The organism is Rhizobium bangladeshense (assembly GCF_017357245.1).
GTDB lineage: Bacteria > Pseudomonadota > Alphaproteobacteria > Rhizobiales > Rhizobiaceae > Rhizobium > Rhizobium bangladeshense.
This window is the reverse complement of the sequence record NZ_CP071615.1, coordinates 172,826-189,762: the sequence shown is the minus strand read 5'-3', so window position 1 is coordinate 189,762 and position 16,937 is coordinate 172,826. Positions and strand designations below refer to the sequence as shown.

Below are 16,937 nucleotides of genomic sequence, written 5' to 3'. Positions count from 1 at the left end.
CGGCCTCCCCGCCGGCGCCAATGCAACTCGGGCGCTGGCGCGCCAATGACGTGATCAGGTTAAAACATCTCACAATGCAATGCTCGACTACTGCGAGTGCGACCGGACGTTTGCATTTGCTGCGACACCCGCGAAGCCTCCACCCAGGGCGACGCGACCATGGGAGCCGCAAAAACACCGCCGATTGCGACATTCAACTGCACGTGATCCTTGGCCAATTTTTGGATTGCCGTAGCGAGGCCTGCCTGAGCGCTGGACACCTGCCTTTGCGCGTCGAGAACATCGAGCAGAGACGAGGCGCCATCCTTGTACGAGTCCACCGAAAGCTTCAGTGTTTCTTCGGTCGTTTCCACTTGCCTGTGACGTGAGTTTACTGTGCGAACGTCGCGTCGGGCGGCTGTCAAAGCGTCCTGGACTTCCTGCACAGCTGTCAGCACGGTTGATTTCCAGCGTATGTAGGCTGCTGCCGCGGCCGATTTAGAAGTCTCCACGTTTGCCCGCAAACGGCCGCCGTCCAGAATCGGGAGGTCAAGGCTCGGCCCGAAGGACCATTTCGAGATATCGCCGCGACGGCCACGCTGATTGATATAGGAAGGTGTGATCGAGCCGGAGAGCGTTATCGCGGGATAAAGCCGTGCTTCCGCCACGCCGATCTTTGCAGTCGCCGCAGCGAGATTCCGCTCAGCTTCGCGAATATCGGGTCGATTGCGAATAAGATCGGCGGGAATTCCGGCATTGATCTTTTCGCGATAGACCGGCTGCCCTTCGTTTTTCTGCAGTTGCTTGACCACCATTTCCGACGGCAAGGCGATGAGGGTAGCAATGTGATGAGCCGACACGCGGAAATTCAGTTCCAGACTTGGTAATTCGGCAATCGTCGACTGGACAAGCGCTTCGGCCTGCGAGACATCCAGCCGGGAAGCTGCTCCCGCTTCGAGTTGAAAATTCGTGAGATCGTAGGTCTCCTGGCGCGACTTCAGGTTCGCTCGAGAAATGGAGACGCGCTGCTGGTAGTACCGGGCGTCGATGTAGGAGGAAACAAGATCTTTGATTAGAGCCAGCTTTGCGACGTCGACAGCCGCATGCGCAGAATCAAGAGAAGCAAGTGCGCTTTCGGTGCTGCGCCGGTACTGGCCGAATACGTCCAGCAGCCAGGTCAACGATAGTTGCCCCCCGGAGATATTCTGGGTGCTCGTGACATCTCGCGCTTTGCAGATCGTGTGTGATGCTCCAAAATCAAGGTTGGGAAAGCCCCCGGCGCCAGTGATGGTGACGTCCGCGGCGGCGGCATTAATCCTTTCGAGCGCCTGCTGAACACTGAGGTTCTCATCCAGGCCGGTGGCAACGTACTGGTTGAGCGTACGATCTGAAAAGGAATTCCACCATGCCGACACCGCAACATCGCCGACGCTCTGTTTTGCACCCTCGGAAAACTTCGACGGTAAAGGCGTTTCCGGCGATGCATAGTCGGGCCCGAGCATGCAAGATGACAAAAGCAGCGGCAACACCGCAGCGGTTAGAGGGAGCGAATGCATTTCAATCAACCTCGATTACAGCACAATTCAAGTGAAACCCGTTTCGCCTGCCCGAAGAATGATGCAAGCGCACAATTGCCGACGCAGTCGATCGAGGCGAAAAATTCGAGCGTGAGACTACGAAATCGCGTGCAGCCAAAGCAACAAGTCTACAACCGTTGTCCTCCCCCATTTGACTACATTTGTAATAAGTCGCCAGAAAGCCGGCCAGACTCCGACAGGAAGCCTAAAGTCTCGGGGCTTTGAGGAAGGACGCTGGCTATGACACCATTGACGAGTCCAGAACGCATATTTGCACTTGTCGCCTCGCCAATTTCGTGACGGCTACACCCAACGGGCCGATGGCCACTCCCTTACCTATATTCCTCGATGAGGCCGAGGGAGAAAGGGGCGTCCTCTATGCACATCTGGCGCGACCGAACCCGCAGTGGCAGGCTTCTGTCATCGGCCATAGACTGCAGTCTTTATGGGGCAGGACGCCTATGTGAGGCCGTCCTTGTACGCTTCGAAAGCAGAGCATGGGAAGGTTGTCCCAACGTGGAATTACACAGCGGTTCACGCCTGCGGGCCGGTCGAGTTTTTCGAAGAAGCCGAACGACTATTTGAGATTGTGTCGCGCCTCACGAGAATCCACGAGGTGTCACGCTCGCTACCTTGGTCAGTCACTGACGCTCCCGAAGCCTACATTCATGCTCAAATTCGTGGCATTAATGGTATTCGCCCGCCGGTCGTGTCGCTGCAGGGAAAGTGCAAAATGAGCCAAAATCGACCTGCGGCCGATCGCAATGGGGTGAAACAGGGACTTGGCGATAGCGGCAGCCCTACCGATCAGATCGTTTCTGACATGATCTTCGGCTGAGGCGAGCAATTGGGGAGTGAGATTGCGGAAATCGGCCTAGGAATGCAGCAATAAGTTAGCTGGCTCGTCATCCGTAGTTGGCTTGAGACACGAGAGCGAATGCCCCCAAACCATCAACATCGCAGCATTTTGTGCCGGATCGTACACATCGTGTTCCAAGAAGCTATCCTACGGGCAAGGTTGTCGGGATCGAGTTTCTCATCGACGGAGGCGGCAGCCGCGCGGACGGTGACGGTGGGCGTCATGGCGCGGTGGGATGTCGACAACAACAGCGGCTTGGTCATAGGTTACGAGGGAACGAGCGATCCCAGTTCGTACAATTTCGACGAATGTTGCGTTCGTACCGCCGTCAGGTCAATTCAGTTTAGCGAAAAATTCCTTGCAACAAATCATGGGGTACGATAGTTGTTCAGTCGGGCCTGGCCCATGAGATCGCCTTTGCGGTCGCCCAAAAGCCTCGATGGAAACGTCGGAGGCTTTTTGAGTTTTTAGGCCTTCCGTTCGACATTCTCAAAGCAGCTATATTTGGATCCGAGCATCGGCCGCTCGTCTTCCTTGATATGGCAGTCAATCAGCTTTCCGTCGTCGGTCAGGCGCTGGTAAGGACGATTGCTGGCATGATAGCCGCCCATGCAGATCGGCCATAGATACAGGTCCGCCAGTTGCGCCATCGGCGAAGTCTTCTGCTTGGTCTTGAACTCGTAGAGCGTCTGGTTCAACTGCTCGGGGGTCAAGGGGCCGTACTTATCGGAATTTTCCTTAGCGAACGGCATTCCCTCCGCCTTTAGAGCCTTGTAGTAGCCCTCCAGGTTCGCATCCTCAGCCTTGTTGCAGCGCTCAGGATGCACGCGCAGCTTCATGCCTTGGGCGATAGCGCATTTCGCGGCGCGTTCAACGACGACAGTAAATGCGGTTTTGCAGAGCATCCAAGGATTCTTCTTGTACTGGTCGAGGTATCGTCCACAGTATCCGGGGCGGTCGACAGTGCACGCGATACCGACCACGGGCGCCTCTCGCATCAGAATGTAAAGTTCCTCGTAGAATGCTCTCAGTTTGTCCTTCTCCCAACCCCGTAGCAAATCGAAGTTCTCGTTCTGCGATCTGATTTCCGAGGAGTGCAAGGGCGCGGTGATTTCCCATTTCGCACAGAACTCTGCGTGAAGGTCTCGGGCATGTTCCTCTGCGTCACTTCGAACCAGGATTCCACCGAGTGCGAACCAGTCGTACCCGTGCGCCGCTTTCTTCCCGACCTTGTGGGTGGGATGTCTAGTACCGGAATCGTCGAGGTAGAGGTTCAAGGTGACAGGCAAGGCAATCTCTCGTGGCAGTCGATCGGATTCGTTCTACTCGACTACTGATACCGCCAAATACATAATTTTTGCTCACTTACCATTTCACCACACCTTGATGTCGCTCAGTACCTAGTCAAGCTTGCGGCGGTTGGTGAGGAATGTCGCACGCAGCTGGCGGTAGTCAGGCGGCTGGTTCTGACGACGGCGGTCGGCAAAAGGTCACGCACAGCAGCGGAACGGAGGCATCTAAGGGAAATCGACCGCTTAGATTTTTGGGATGGTTCGAATTCCTATAGTGCGATTATCTTCAACACAACGGTAGCCAAATGGCGCGTCGAACGCCACATCGAGGGCACCGTGCACTGCTGCTAAGTTATTATTTCGGTCGACATGGAATTCCAGGATCAGAATTCCACACTTTGAACGAATATTAGAATTCAGTCGTTGTCATTAGTCTATTAAATATATAAACTACGCCAACAATTGAGGCGCAACGAAATGAAAATTCTAGGGCTATCAGGCAATGTCAAGCAACCATCCCGAACTGCCTCTGTTGTGGAGGCCGTCGTCGCAGCAGCGGCATCGAAGCTGGGCCTCGAACGGCGAACCATAGAGCTGGTCGACGCTGCTCCCGTTCTATTCAAGGCGCTTCGATCCGACCAGCTGGATGCCGCGGGGCGTTCGATTATCGACGCCGTCGAGGCGGCTGATGTCCTGGTAGTCGGGTCGCCGGTCTACCGGGCATCGTATGCCGGCGCTCTTAAACATCTTTTCGATCTTGTTGACTACCGCGCACTAACCGGCAAGCGGGTCATTTTAGCTGCGACAGGCGGCACACCGCTGCACGGTTTGATGATTGAACATCAGTTGCGCCCACTGTTCGGCTTCTTCAACGCCCTGACGCTGCCGACTTCGATCTACGCGACTGAATGCGATTTCGTGGATTATGAGATCACCAGCCCTGCGGTTCGCGAGCGCATTGAGCGCGCCGTTTCAGAACTCGCGCAGGTGCTGCCGGTCTCAGATAACGCCGCTGCCGACCGCGCCCATGGAAACCGACCAGCGCTCGTCGCCGCGTCAGCTTAGCCATTTCTAGGGAGAGTACCATGTCCTACGCCAGCAGAGAGCCGGTCAAATTTGCGTACTGGGTGCCCAATGTTTCGGGCGGCCTCGTCATTTCCAACATCGAGCAACGGACCAGCTGGACGATCGAGTACAACAGAAAGCTGGCGCAGATCGCCGAGGCCAGCGGCTTCGATTACGCACTGAGCCAGGTTCGCTTCACCGCCGGTTACGGCGCCGAGTTTCAGCATGAATCGGTCTCCTTCAGCCATGCGCTGCTGGAATCGACGACGACACTGAAGGTGATCGCCGCCATTCTGCCGGGACCATGGAATCCGACACTGGCAGCCAAGCAGATTGCGACGATCAATCACCTCACCAATGGTCGTGTCGCCGTCAACATCGTCAGTGGCTGGTTCCGCGGCGAGTTCCACGCGATCGGAGAACACTGGCTGGATCATGACGAGCGTTACCGCCGCTCGGAGGAATTCATCCGCGCGCTGCGGGGCATCTGGACCGAAGACAATTTCACCTTCCACGGCGATTTCTATCGCTTCAACAATTATTCGCTGAAGCCAAAGCCGACCGATCCACAGCCGGAAATCTTCCAGGGCGGCTCCTCGCGCGCGGCGCGCGACATGGCGTCGCGTGTTTCCGACTGGTATTTTACCAACGGCAACACGCCAGAGGAAATCAGAAAGCAGGTCGCCGATATTCAGGGTAAGGCAAAGGCCAGCGGCCACTCGGTGCGCGTCGGGGTCAATGCCTTCGCAATCGTGCGCGAGACCGAAGAGGAGGCCCGCGCCGTTCTGGCCGAGATCATTGAAAAGGCCAATCCCGAGGCCGTCAACGCCTTCGGCCATGAGGTGAAGAAAGCCGGAAAATCCTCGCCGGAAGGTGAGGGAAACTGGGCGAAATCCTCTTTCGAGGATCTTGTTCAGTATAATGATGGCTTCCGTTCCAATCTCATCGGCACACCTCGTCAGGTCGCGGAGCGGGTTATCAATCTGAAGCGCGCTGGCGCCGACCTCATCCTTCTCGGTTTCCTGCATTTCCAGGAAGAGGTCGAGTATTTCGGCAAGCACGTCATCCCGTTGATCCGCGAGTTGGAAGAAGCCGAAACGGCGACTGCAGTCGCCGCCGAGTAATCGCAATACGTTGTCGGCCGACTGGAAAGCTGGCGGCCTGAAACAATGACAGGCCAAGAACCCGGTGGTTCGTTTAGGGATAGCGTGCGCCTATGAGTCCGTGGGCTCGTGGCGCGCCGCGAAAGCAGGGGCGTGCACACTATGACATTTGCCTTCGGAGGCTTGGGAGCGGCGCCGTTTCCGCCGGACGTTCAGGAGCACTTGGCCGGCTTGGACAGAGGAACAGGCGGCGCCTGGACCTCGCCCATTGAAGCCGGCGCAAAGGACGGCATCGTTCTGAAGCTGGCCGGCATTGATCTGTCCTTCGGTGGCGTCGTCGCCCTGAAGGATATCGATCTGTCCGTACGGCGCGGCGAAATCCTCGCCATTATCGGACCCAACGGTGCTGGCAAGAGCTCGATCATAAATGTGATCAGCGGCGTATACCGACCCGATCGCGGTTTTGTGTGGCTCTCCGGGCGCCGCCATGCACAGGTCCCGACGCAGAAACTTGCCCGTCTCGGCATTGCTCGCACGTTCCAAAACCTGGCGTTGTTCAAGGGTTTGAGCGTTCTCGACAATGTCGTGGTTGGACGAGCGCACAAGACGCGGTCTAGCTTCGTCGAACAGATCGTCGGCCTCGGTCGAGCCCGCACGGAACAGAGGGATGCCCGCAGTCGGGCTTTCGAGGTGCTTGAGTTCCTCCGCCTTTCGCATGTTGGCGATCGTCTGGTCGGTACACTGCCTTATGGTCTGCAAAAACGGGTGGAATTGGCGCGCGCTCTGGTGGCCGAGCCCGATATCCTGCTGCTCGACGAGCCGATGGCCGGCATGACGGCGACCGAAAAGAACGAGATGGCCGATTTCGTGCGCGCTGCACGCGATCGTTTCGGTACGACAGTCGTGCTGATCGAACACGATATCGGGATCGTCATGGACCTCTCCCATCGGGTCGCCGTGCTCGACTACGGTCGCAAGATCGCCGATGGAACGCCCGCCGAGGTCCAGCGCGACCAGCGCGTGATCGATGCCTATCTCGGTGTCGCCCCTGAGAACGAAAACGGGGAGGGCATCTGATGTCCGATTTCGACTGGCTGTTCTTCACCGAGGTCCTCGTCGGTGGCCTTCTCTCCGGCATCATGTATTCGCTGGTCGCGATCGGTTTCGTGTTGATCTACAAGACATCCGGCGTCCTCAATTTTGCGCAAGGGGCAATGCTCCTGTTTGCGGCGCTGACCTTCGTCAGCCTGACGGAACGCGGCATTTCCTTCCCGCTAGCATTCGCGATCACCTTCGCGATCATGGTCGTTATCGGAATTGCCGTCGAGCGCACGGTGTTGCGGCCGCTGACCAACAAACCGCCGATCACGCTCTTCATGGCAACCCTCGGCCTCTCCTATGTCATCGAGGGCGCTGCCCAACTGATCTGGGGTACGCAGGTGCACGGCCTTGACCTCGGTATCGAGGACGTGCCGTTCGATGTCGGTGGTGTCTACATCAGTCAGTTCGACATTTTCGCAGCGATCGTTGCCGCCTCGATGGTCCTGCTGCTCTCTGTCTTCTTCCGTTACACCCGCATCGGGCTTGGTTTTCGCGCCGTCGCCGACGACCAGTTCGCCGCACTGGCCGTCGGGTTGAGGCTGCCATGGATCTGGGCGACGGTCTGGGCCGCTGCAGGCCTGGTGGCGCTGGTCGCCGGTCTGTTGTGGGGAGCCCGCGTCGGAGTGCAATTCTCCCTGTCGCTGATCGTTCTAAAGGCCTTGCCGGTTCTCGTCCTCGGCGGGTTCGATTCGATCCTAGGCGCGATCGTCGGCGGATTGTTGATGGGCGCGTCCGAGAAGCTGGCGGAGGTCTATATCGGGGAGTATTTCGGCGGCGGTATCGAAGGCTGGTTTGCCTATGTCATCGCGCTCGCCTTCCTCCTCGTGCGCCCTTCCGGCCTGTTCGGCCAGAAGCTTGTGGAAAGGGTCTGACCGATGTCCACGATCACCTACGATCTTCCGGTATATCGCCTCCCCGCGCGCTGGGCGATGCCATTGGCCTGGCTTGCCACCTCCTATGTCGTTGTGCCGCTTATCGGGTCCGACTATCTTTTGGAGGCTATCCTGCTGCCGTTTCTGGCGCTCAGCCTCGCCGGCCTCGGCCTCAATATCCTGACTGGCTATGCGGGGCAGGTGTCGTTGGGAAGTGCTGCCTTCATGGCCATGGGTGCCTTCGCCGCGTTCAACTTCAATCTTCGCTTCGACGGTCTGCCCTTGATCGTCAGCATGGTTCTTGCTGGTCTAGCAGCCGCCGGCATCGGCCTGGTATTCGGCCTTCCCAGCTTGCGCCTCAAGGGCTTTTACCTTGCGGTATCGACGCTTGCCGCGCAGTTTTTTGTGCAGTGGGCGCTGACCAAATTCAGCTGGTTCTCCAATGATTCCGCATCCGGCGTCATCGATGCGCCTCAGCTTTCGGTTTTCGGTCTTGTTTTCGATGGGCCGGTCGGACGATACTATTTCGCGCTGACGGTGGTCGCCGTTCTCACTTGGCTGGCCTATCGTTTGGTGAATTCGCAGACCGGCCGCAATTTCATCGCCCTGCGCGACAACGAGACAGCGGCGCGGATCATCGGCGTGCCGGTGCTGAAAACCAAGCTTCTGGCCTTCGCAATCTCCTCCTTCATCATCGGCATCGCCGGCGTCCTATGGTCGTTCGCCTATTTGCGCACTGTCGAGCCCGCCGGTTTCAATCTCGACCGATCGTTCCAGGTCCTGTTCATCGTCATCATCGGCGGACTTGCCTCGATCCGCGGTGCCTTTTTCGGAGCGGCGCTGATCGTCGTGTTTCCGTTGATCCTGTCACGGCTTGGCTCCTTCCTGCTCGGCGATATCTTCAATTCGGGCGTGCTGGATATGAGCCAGCGCATCGTGCTCGGCGCGCTCATCATCCTCTTTCTGATTCTCGAACCGGATGGGCTCGTCGCCCTGTGGGATCGGGTCCGAAAACGAATCGGCGCCGCCATCGTGCGGTCCTGATCGAAACGGAGCCATCAAGGCTCTCGAATGCCAACAGCCTTCATCAGATCAACCCGGACCGGCGCCTTGCCCCGGTCGATACCCGGAGTATGTCCAAAAATGACGATCCTTTCCAAATTCAAGATTGCGGCTCTTGCCGCCGGCCTCGCCTTTTCGGTGGCCATGCCTATGGCCCGTGCTGACGAACAATATTTTCCGCTCCAGAGCTATCGCGTCGGCCCCTATGCTGCCGGCGGCACCGGCTTCTTCGGTGGCTTCATCGATTATCTGAACCTGATCAACACGCGCGACGGCGGCGTCAACGGCGTTAAGCTGACATGGTCGGAAGCTGAAACGCAGTATGAGGTCGAACGTGGCGTCGAAGCGTACGAGCGCCTGAAGAGCAACCCGAACGTTGCCGCCTGGAACCCGCTTTCCGTCGGCATTGCCTATGCGATGATCGATCGCATCACCGCAGACAAGGTGCCGTTGATCACCATCAACCATGGCCGCACGGATTCGACCGATGGCCGCGTTTTCCCCTATGTTTTCCCGCTGCTGCTCAATCCCTACAGCGAAACTTCCGGCATCGTGAACTATATCGCTTCCAAGGAAGGCGGGCTTGAAAGCCTGAAGGGCAAGAAGATCGCCGTGCTCTACCACGGCTCGCCCTATGGCAAAGAGACGATCCCCATCTACGATCTGCTGGCGAAGAAATACGGATTCGAGCTGCAGCAGATCGAGGTGCCGCATCCAGGCAACGAACAGCAGTCGCAGTGGCTGACGATCCGGCGCGCCAAGCCAGACTACGTCGTCCTGCGCGGTTGGGGCGTGATGAACCCGGTTGCGCTGAAGACCGCAGCCAAGGTTGGCTTCCCAGCGGATCACATTATCGGAAACGTCTGGTCCAATTCAGAAGAAGACGTCATCCCCGCTGGTGATGCAGCCAAGGGCTATACGGCGATCACCACACAGGCTTCGGGAGCCGAATACCCCGTCGTTCAGGAGATCGTCAAAACGATCTACGACGCCGGCAAGGGGAACCTGGAAGACAAGAAGCGTATTGGCTCGGTCTACCACAACCTCGGTATCGTCAACGGCATCCTTAATGTCGAGGCAATCCGCACCGCACAGGAGAAGTTCGGCAAACGGACGCTGACCGGCGACGAGGTCCGCTGGGGCTTTGAACACCTGCAGCTCGACCCGGCGCGTGTCGAGGCGCTCGGCGCCAAGGGCCTGTTCCACTCCATCAATGTCACCTGGGACAATCACGAAGGCAACGGTTACGTGACGTTCCAACAATGGGACGGGAAGAAGTGGAACGTCGTCTCTGACTGGATCGCGCCGGACTGGGCACTGTTGCGGCCCATCATCGAGAAGTCTTCCGAAGCCTACGCGGCCGAGAAGGGCATCAAGCTTCGTACGGCGGCGGACGCCGAGGCGGCGACCAACTGATCCTTTCAAGCCGCGCCTGATACCAGGCGAGGCTTGAAGAACCGGGCGCGAGGATGGTGCCTCCCTCTCCAACCTCGCGCATTATCTCAATCCGGCCTTTTAAGGCAAGAGGAACACGATCATGGCTCTGGAAACCACCCTGCTTGCGGTCGATGGTCTGAAGGCGACGTACAATAACGCCATCACCGCGCTCGACGGAGTCGGTTTCCACCTGGCGCGCGGTGAAATCCTGGCGCTCCTTGGCGCGAATGGTGCGGGGAAGACGACGACACTCAAGGCGTTGTCCAATCTGCTTCCAGCCGAACGTGGGCAGATCGTTTCCGGCAGCATCCGCTTCGACGGGCTCGATGTCCTGCGCACAAGCCCTGCTGCACTGGTGCGTGCCGGTCTCGTGCAGGTGCTTGAAGGTCGCCATTGCTTTCGCAGCCTGACAGTCGAGGAAAACCTTGTCTCCGGTGGGCTTGGCCGCGGCAGCACGCGCGCTCAGATCGCCGAAGACGTCGAGAAGGTCTACACGCGTTTTCCCAGGTTGAAGGAAAAGCGTCGTGCACTTTCCGGCCTGACCTCGGGTGGCGAGCAGCAGATGACGGCGATTGGCCGGGCGCTGATGTCGCGGCCGCGCCTTCTAGTTCTCGACGAGCCATCCATGGGATTGGCGCCGCTCATCGTCCAGGACATTTTCCGGACGCTGCGCCACCTCAATCGCGAAGAGGGTCTTTCCATCCTTGTGGCGGAGCAGAACTCCGCAATCGCACTGAAACATGCCGATCGCGCCATCATCCTCGAAAACGGCGCCACGGTGCTGACCGGTGACGCACAGGATGTGCGCGGGCGCGACGATATCAAGTCTTTCTACCTCGGCAAGAGAGCCGTGGCTCCCCCCATCCCGGCCGTTGTCGGCTAACACTATTCAAGAAGAGACACCCCCATGACCCTTTCCACTATTAATACCGACTATGCCGCAAAAGCTGTGCCCCCTGTTGCGCGCCCGTCGGAACTAGCCCACATCGTCAAGACCGATGCCGAAGCGATTGCCATCGCGAAGACACTTGCGGCAGAGTTCATCAAGGATTCGGCCGTGCGCGACCGCGACCGCATCTGGCCGGTGAAGGAACTGGACGCGTTTTCGCAAAGCGGTCTCTGGTCGATAAACGTGCCGAAGGCGTTCGGCGGTCCCGAAGTCTCCTATGCGACTCTTGCGAAGGTCATCGAGATCATCTCGGGGGCCGATTCATCGATCGGACAAATCGCGCAAAACCACCTTGGCGTCGTGGCCGCGATCCGCACGGTTTCGGATCCAGCCCAGCAAAAGTTGTTGTTCGCCGAAGTGCTGAGGGGCACGCGCTTCGGCAATGCCTTTTCCGAATTCGGATCCAAGCGCGCGGTGGATTTCGAAACCAAGTTCATCGATGCTGGCGATCATGTCGTCGTCAACGGCCAGAAATTCTACTCATCAGGGGCATTACTCGCGCATCTTGTGCCGATCGTTGCCCTCGACGACGAGGGCAGGGCCTGGTATGCGATTGCCGAGCGCGATGCACCAGGTCTGACAGTCATCGACGACTGGTCCTCCTTCGGCCAGCGTACCACGGTGTCGGGGACGGTCTTGCTTGACAATGTCAAAGTGCCGAAGACGCATGTGGTGCCCGGCTACAAGGGGTATGAGGTGCCAACCGCGGACGGCGCGATCTTCCAGATTATCCAAGTGGCGGTCGATACCGGTATCGCGCAGGCCGCGATAGACGAGACTGTCAGCTTTGTGCGCACCAAGAGCCGCGCCTGGGTTGATTCCGGCGTCGACAACGCCTGGGATGATCCCTACACGATCCAGTCGATCGGAGACTTGACGCTACGACTGCATGCGGCGCAGGCGCTGCTTGAAAAGGCAGGTTATGCCATTGACCGGGCGATCCTGGATCCGAATGCGGAGACCGTTGCGGAAGCCCAGATCGTTACCGCCGAAGCGAAGATCCTTTCCACTGAAATCGCGATTGCGGCGACCAACAAGTTGTTCGAATTGGCAGGAACGCGTTCAACCCTTGCAGAGCACGGGCTTGATCGCCACTGGCGCAACGCCCGCACCCATACTCTGCATGACCCGGTCCGCTGGAAGTACGCCATTTTGGGTAAGTATTTCCTGAATGGCGAGAAGCCACCGCTCCATGCCTGGAGCTGAGGTTTTCGATCTGCAAAGCACCCTGAGATCAGGTGCTCTGCAGATTTGTCTGCAACGTATACGCGGGAGGAAGCTTTCACCTTCGTCAACGAGGTGTCGCGGACATTGTTGCCACTGCTTGGCCGCCGATTGTCATAGCCCTAAGTCTTTTTCATATTCTGCCGGCCATCTACGAAGGGCGCACAGTCGTCCGGAGATAAACACTTCGGCATCCATCATTCAAATCCTTCAGATCAAATCAATGGATTTCACTAATAGGCTCTTAGAAAACATAAGGGGTGCTGGCAGCTTCGGCTGCCTCATAAGGAGTATATGTGATGATGATCAAAGGCACTGATAAAAGCCCCTTTATTATTAATGGATCCGATGACGACGACACAATCTATGGACTCAATCGCAATGACTGGATCAAAGCCGGCGGCGGCGATGATCTGATTTGGGCTGAACGCGGCAACGACAGCATCGAGGCCGGGGACGGCCATGACATTGTCTGGGCCGGGGATGGCTCAGACGCAATCAATGGCGGTGATGGTGACGACGTCCTGTATAGCGACGGCTCATACGTCGCCTTCAACCCCTTCGAACAGCGCCGCGTAATACCACATAGCGGCGAGAGCGACGACTGGCTCGACGGCGGAAAGGGGAAGGATATCCTAGCGGCTGGTGACGGCGCAGATGTTTTGACTGGCGGCGAAAACGGTGACGCCTTCGTGTTTCGGTTCCACGATCCTATGGTTGGAACAACGCACTGCTATACGACTGTGACGGATTTCGACCCGAAGCAAGACCGTTTTGTCATGGACGCCAGTGACTTCGGTAACGGGAAACTGTTTGGCGCAAATTTCATCAACCATTCGAAGGGTTTCCCAGGCGAATTTGTGGACACTTTCTACAATGGCGAGGCCGAGAAGGCGCACGGTGAGCACGTCGTGGTAATCACCGATCGAGGGTTCACGTCCAGCTCTGCCGCCGCGACCGCTATTCACGGGGAAGCCCGCGGTGACATCATTGTCTACTATGATGAAAAAACTCTCGGTCATGATGGCAAAACTCACGGTGCGACACTAGCCTATGTCGATTCCGCGAACCACGCGCATGCCTTCGCTCATGTCGACAATCTGCACGACATGTCAGATCTTACCTCGTTTACGGGGGAAAATTTCGGCTTCATTTAATTCGAAGACCCGAGGAGCGTTCCACCCTTGGGGCGCTTCTCTTTTCCAACGTGGCGCAGTACGGAAATAGAAACGACGTAATTTTGTGATCGAATGCACCGGCCCGTGAACAAGGTCCAATGGCCGGTCGCGTGCGTCCAATGTCGGCGTTGTTCAACCGAAAAGACGCGACCCTGGTCGAGAGGATGGTGAGATGCTGGCGAAGTTGCCCTGCTGCTGAAGACCAGCGTGGTATCAGGAGCGACGCCTGCGTAGCGTCCTCTTCTGTACAGGGCCGCGAAGCAATTCCATCTTAGTGAAAGTCCGCGTTGAGGGCCTTAGCAGGATTACGTCCCGTTTCATGGCTCCATGGCGAGGGGCCACGCGGTCACATCCTTTTGGTAGCGGTGCGTCTTCCCTCGAGGAAGGTTAACAGTGCTGTCGTCAACATACTGGCGTTGGCGACAGGCTTCGGTGATCTGCTCGGCCGGAAATGAGTAACCGCCATTACTTCAACAATCATTTACGTTGAACGAGCCTGGTGATCTCGCTGATAACGGTATGTCGCGCATGATGCCAGTCTGCCGCCTTGCTTGCGGCGCAAGTCTAGTCAACCGGCTGAAAGCAATAGGCGTTCGTAAGGGAAAACAGACGCTCAATGCAAAAAAAGCGCCTAGGTCCATGGCGGTACTATCCGTAGACCAGGCAACTGGCGCGGGCTGGCGTCAAATTCCTTTAGGCCTGTCGTTTGGGTCAAACTGAATGATCGTGATCCAATTGGCAGTGAGTGCCGGTCGGCTCTCGTTCTCGATCTCGACCGTCACCTCGTAAGTGGTCACCAGCATGCTTGCGCCGCGAAATTGACATTCAGAGAGAACGAAGCGACCGCGCACGCGGCTACCGGTCTTAACCGGTGACATGAAACGCACCCGGTCTAAGCCGTAGTTAAGGCCCATGGTCTGCTCGCGGATCCTTGGCATGCCGCTGAAGTTCATCGCCGACAGAAGCGAGAGCGTCAAGAAGCCATGAGCGATAGTGCCACCAAACGGGCTTTCGACTGCTGCGCGTTCCGGGTGCACGTGGATGAATTGATGATCGTGTGTCGCATCGGCGAAGAGATCGATTGTGGTTTGATCGACGGTGATCCATTCGGATTTACCGAGTTCCTGGCCAATTCGCGACGGCACGTCGGCGAGCGAAAGTTCGTGCATACGACCTCACTTATTTGATGTCTGGTCAAGTCTTGGATTTTCTCGGAGGCGAGTTGCGAATTAAATCGTCACAATCATTCGACTGTGACTGATTTAGCCAGATTCCGCGGCTGGTCCACATCTGCCCCCATGACGACGGCCGTGTGATAGGCAAGAAGCTGCAGCGGCAGAGAAAAGATCATCGGCGCGATAATCTCCTCAACATTAGGCAACACGATGGTGTGCATGGTGGGGAGTTTCGACATCGACGCACCCGTCTCGTCGGTGATCAGAATGATACGGCCGCCGCGGGCGGCCACTTCCTGCATATTGGAGACAGTCTTATCGAAGAACCGATCATGTGGCGCGATGACGATGACTGGCATATTTTCATCGATCAGGGCGATCGGACCGTGTTTTAATTCTCCTGCCGCATAACCTTCAGCATGAATATAGGAAACCTCCTTGAGCTTCAGCGCACCTTCCATGGCCAATGGGAAATTTGTGCCACGGCCGAGATAGAGCACGTCGCGGTAATGCGACAATTCCCGTGACAAGAGCTCGATCTGCGGCTTGATGTCGTTCAGCACTCGTCGCATAACGCCGGGCAACGTCGCCAGACTTTGGACCAGCGCCTGCTCCTCGTCGTCCGTGATTGTGCCCCGCGCCTTGCCTGCGCCGATGGCTAGTGCAGCGAGAACAGCAAGCTGGCAGGTGAATGCCTTGGTAGAAGCAACGCCGATCTCTGGCCCGGCGAGGATCGGAAAGATGGCATCTGCCTCGCGGGCAATAGTTGATTCTGCGGTATTGACGACAGCGCCTACTCTCAGACCTTGTGCTTTGCAATAGCGTAGCGATGCAAGCGTGTCAGCCGTCTCACCAGATTGAGAGATGAAGAGCGCTGCCGACCGCAGCGACAACGGGATTTCGCGATAGCGGAATTCAGAGGCGACATCAATTTCAACCATTAACCGTGCGTAGCGCTCGAACCAATATTTGCCAACGAGCCCCGCTAGATATGCAGTGCCGCAGGCAGAAATTGCGAGGCTCTCAACCCTGCCAAAACCGATGTCGGTTGCAATGGCATTGACCTGATTATCGTTGACATTGATATAGTGACCAAGAGCACGGGCGATGACCTCGGGTTGCTCGTAGATTTCCTTCTCCATAAAATGCCGGTGATTGCCCTTGCCGACCAGGTCTGCGGTAGCAAGCGATATGTGCCGTGGGCGCGTAACGACGTTGCCTTCCGTATCGAAAACCTGGACACTCGTTTTGCCTACAGCAGCCCAATCGCCATCGTTCAGATATGTGATGTCGTTGGTGAAGGGAGCAAGAGCGATCGCGTCGGAACCTAAAAACATCTCACCATCGCCATGGCCTATCACTAATGGTGGTCCATTGCGCGCCACCATAATGGTCGCTGGATCATCCTCAAACAGGATGGCAAGAGCAAATGCGCCCTTGACGCACTTCAACATGGCATGCATGGCCTCAAGGCATCCCATGCCATCCTGACGGAATTTTGTCAGGAGATGCGCAATCACCTCGGTGTCAGTGTCGGTCTGGAACTTGGCCCCTACCTCTGCCAATTCGTCCTTCAGCTCGGAAAAATTTTCGATGATGCCGTTATGAACAACGGCTACGCCATCGGCAAAGTGGGGGTGAGCGTTGCATTCTGTCGGTGCGCCATGGGTCGCCCAGCGGGTGTGGGCGATGCCGACAGTGCCGCTCAGGGGCTCTTTTTTCAATCTCGCTTTAAGGTTCCCGAGCTTGCCTTCTGCACGGCGTCGGTGCAATTCTCGCTCGAAGATCGTAGCAATCCCGGCTGAATCATAACCGCGGTATTCCAGCCGCTCCAAGGCTTCGATCAGCCGCTCCGACACGGGCTTATGTCCCACTATGCCAACAATCCCACACATGCTTGTCACCCATGTCCCAAGAGCCCCCGACCGGTAATCAGGAAGGCGGACGCCGCTCGGTGCGTGTCCTCCAGCGGGTGCTATTAAATCCAAACAGATTAGTAAAATTGATTATTGCGATAGCTATCATCCACGATATGGATGCGACTCCCTCAGTAGGGTCGATTGA

13 protein-coding genes and 1 pseudogene are annotated in these 16,937 nt (G+C 57.3%); 10 read left to right on the top strand and 4 right to left on the bottom strand.

Annotated elements, in window-relative coordinates:
• Nucleotides 1-59: 59 nt before the first annotated feature.
• On the bottom strand, nucleotides 60-1,535 hold the full coding sequence (locus J2J98_RS26840; protein ID WP_207603784.1) for an efflux transporter outer membrane subunit: 1,476 nt from the start codon (nucleotides 1,533-1,535) through the stop codon (nucleotides 60-62).
• A gap of 242 nt (nucleotides 1,536-1,777) precedes the next feature.
• Between J2J98_RS26840 and J2J98_RS26835 the strand changes: the two are divergent.
• Nucleotides 1,778-2,394 (top strand): annotated as a pseudogene (locus J2J98_RS26835) (FMN-binding negative transcriptional regulator).
• Between the two features lie 488 nt (nucleotides 2,395-2,882).
• Here J2J98_RS26835 and J2J98_RS26830 read toward each other — a convergent pair.
• Nucleotides 2,883-3,704 carry a DUF3800 domain-containing protein gene (locus tag J2J98_RS26830; RefSeq protein WP_207603783.1) on the bottom strand — a complete coding sequence of 274 codons (822 nt, stop codon included), beginning with the start codon at nucleotides 3,702-3,704 and terminating at the stop codon, nucleotides 2,883-2,885.
• Nucleotides 3,705-4,184: 480 nt separating this feature from the next.
• On the opposite strand from J2J98_RS26830, the gene msuE reads away from it, so the two are divergent.
• The 9 genes from msuE (at nucleotide 4,185) to J2J98_RS26785 (ending at nucleotide 13,677) form a co-directional block, all read left to right on the top strand.
• A complete protein-coding gene (msuE, locus tag J2J98_RS26825; RefSeq protein ID WP_207603782.1) occupies nucleotides 4,185-4,772 on the top strand; it encodes an FMN reductase in 588 nt (195 codons plus the stop codon).
• 20 nt (nucleotides 4,773-4,792) lie between these two features.
• On the top strand, nucleotides 4,793-5,896 hold the full coding sequence (gene sfnG / locus J2J98_RS26820; protein WP_207603966.1) for a dimethylsulfone monooxygenase SfnG: 1,104 nt from the start codon (nucleotides 4,793-4,795) through the stop codon (nucleotides 5,894-5,896).
• 162 nt (nucleotides 5,897-6,058) lie between these two features.
• A complete protein-coding gene (locus J2J98_RS26815) occupies nucleotides 6,059-6,952 on the top strand; it encodes an ABC transporter ATP-binding protein (protein WP_375337114.1) in 894 nt (297 codons plus the stop codon).
• Nucleotides 6,952-7,848 carry a branched-chain amino acid ABC transporter permease gene (locus J2J98_RS26810; RefSeq protein ID WP_207603964.1) on the top strand — a complete coding sequence of 299 codons (897 nt, stop codon included), beginning with the start codon at nucleotides 6,952-6,954 and terminating at the stop codon, nucleotides 7,846-7,848. Before J2J98_RS26815 ends, J2J98_RS26810 begins: the two co-directional genes overlap by 1 nt.
• Nucleotides 7,849-7,851: 3 nt before the next feature.
• The gene (locus J2J98_RS26805) at nucleotides 7,852-8,892 is read left to right on the top strand and encodes a branched-chain amino acid ABC transporter permease (protein ID WP_207603963.1); all 1,041 of its coding nucleotides are present in this window, start codon (nucleotides 7,852-7,854) and stop codon (nucleotides 8,890-8,892) included.
• A gap of 99 nt (nucleotides 8,893-8,991) precedes the next feature.
• Nucleotides 8,992-10,326: an ABC transporter substrate-binding protein gene (locus J2J98_RS26800; RefSeq protein WP_207603962.1), complete on the top strand. Its 1,335-nt coding sequence runs from the start codon at nucleotides 8,992-8,994 to the stop codon at nucleotides 10,324-10,326.
• A 121-nt stretch (nucleotides 10,327-10,447) separates the two neighbouring features.
• On the top strand, nucleotides 10,448-11,230 hold the full coding sequence (locus tag J2J98_RS26795; RefSeq protein WP_207603961.1) for an ABC transporter ATP-binding protein: 783 nt from the start codon (nucleotides 10,448-10,450) through the stop codon (nucleotides 11,228-11,230).
• A gap of 24 nt (nucleotides 11,231-11,254) precedes the next feature.
• The gene (locus J2J98_RS26790; RefSeq protein WP_207603960.1) at nucleotides 11,255-12,502 is read left to right on the top strand and encodes an SfnB family sulfur acquisition oxidoreductase; all 1,248 of its coding nucleotides are present in this window, start codon (nucleotides 11,255-11,257) and stop codon (nucleotides 12,500-12,502) included.
• A 317-nt stretch (nucleotides 12,503-12,819) separates the two neighbouring features.
• Nucleotides 12,820-13,677 carry a calcium-binding protein gene (locus J2J98_RS26785; RefSeq protein ID WP_207603959.1) on the top strand — a complete coding sequence of 286 codons (858 nt, stop codon included), beginning with the start codon at nucleotides 12,820-12,822 and terminating at the stop codon, nucleotides 13,675-13,677.
• 704 nt (nucleotides 13,678-14,381) lie between these two features.
• Here J2J98_RS26785 and J2J98_RS26780 read toward each other — a convergent pair.
• Together J2J98_RS26780 and glmS are read right to left on the bottom strand one after the other, a co-directional pair.
• Nucleotides 14,382-14,867 (bottom strand): MaoC family dehydratase, encoded by a 486-nt coding sequence (locus J2J98_RS26780; protein WP_138333862.1) that lies wholly within the window; start codon nucleotides 14,865-14,867, stop codon nucleotides 14,382-14,384.
• A gap of 74 nt (nucleotides 14,868-14,941) precedes the next feature.
• Entirely contained in the window at nucleotides 14,942-16,768 is a 1,827-nt protein-coding gene (gene glmS, locus J2J98_RS26775) for a glutamine--fructose-6-phosphate transaminase (isomerizing) (RefSeq protein WP_138396807.1), read from the bottom strand.
• Between the last annotated feature and the right edge of the window lie 169 nt (nucleotides 16,769-16,937).

What these genes read in the sequence shown, in the direction of transcription:
- J2J98_RS26780 (WP_138333862.1), bottom strand. Translation starts at nt 14,867, where the DNA reads ATGCACGAACTTTCGCTCGCCGACGTGCCGTCGCGAATTGGCCAGGAA.
- J2J98_RS26795 (WP_207603961.1), top strand. Translation starts at nt 10,448, where the DNA reads ATGGCTCTGGAAACCACCCTGCTTGCGGTCGATGGTCTGAAGGCGACG.
- J2J98_RS26810 (WP_207603964.1), top strand. Translation starts at nt 6,952, where the DNA reads ATGTCCGATTTCGACTGGCTGTTCTTCACCGAGGTCCTCGTCGGTGGC.
- msuE (WP_207603782.1), top strand. Translation starts at nt 4,185, where the DNA reads ATGAAAATTCTAGGGCTATCAGGCAATGTCAAGCAACCATCCCGAACT.
- J2J98_RS26790 (WP_207603960.1), top strand. Translation starts at nt 11,255, where the DNA reads ATGACCCTTTCCACTATTAATACCGACTATGCCGCAAAAGCTGTGCCC.
- sfnG (WP_207603966.1), top strand. Translation starts at nt 4,793, where the DNA reads ATGTCCTACGCCAGCAGAGAGCCGGTCAAATTTGCGTACTGGGTGCCC.
- J2J98_RS26840 (WP_207603784.1), bottom strand. Translation starts at nt 1,535, where the DNA reads ATGCATTCGCTCCCTCTAACCGCTGCGGTGTTGCCGCTGCTTTTGTCA.
- J2J98_RS26785 (WP_207603959.1), top strand. Translation starts at nt 12,820, where the DNA reads ATGATGATCAAAGGCACTGATAAAAGCCCCTTTATTATTAATGGATCC.
- glmS (WP_138396807.1), bottom strand. Translation starts at nt 16,768, where the DNA reads ATGTGTGGGATTGTTGGCATAGTGGGACATAAGCCCGTGTCGGAGCGG.
- J2J98_RS26800 (WP_207603962.1), top strand. Translation starts at nt 8,992, where the DNA reads ATGACGATCCTTTCCAAATTCAAGATTGCGGCTCTTGCCGCCGGCCTC.
- J2J98_RS26805 (WP_207603963.1), top strand. Translation starts at nt 7,852, where the DNA reads ATGTCCACGATCACCTACGATCTTCCGGTATATCGCCTCCCCGCGCGC.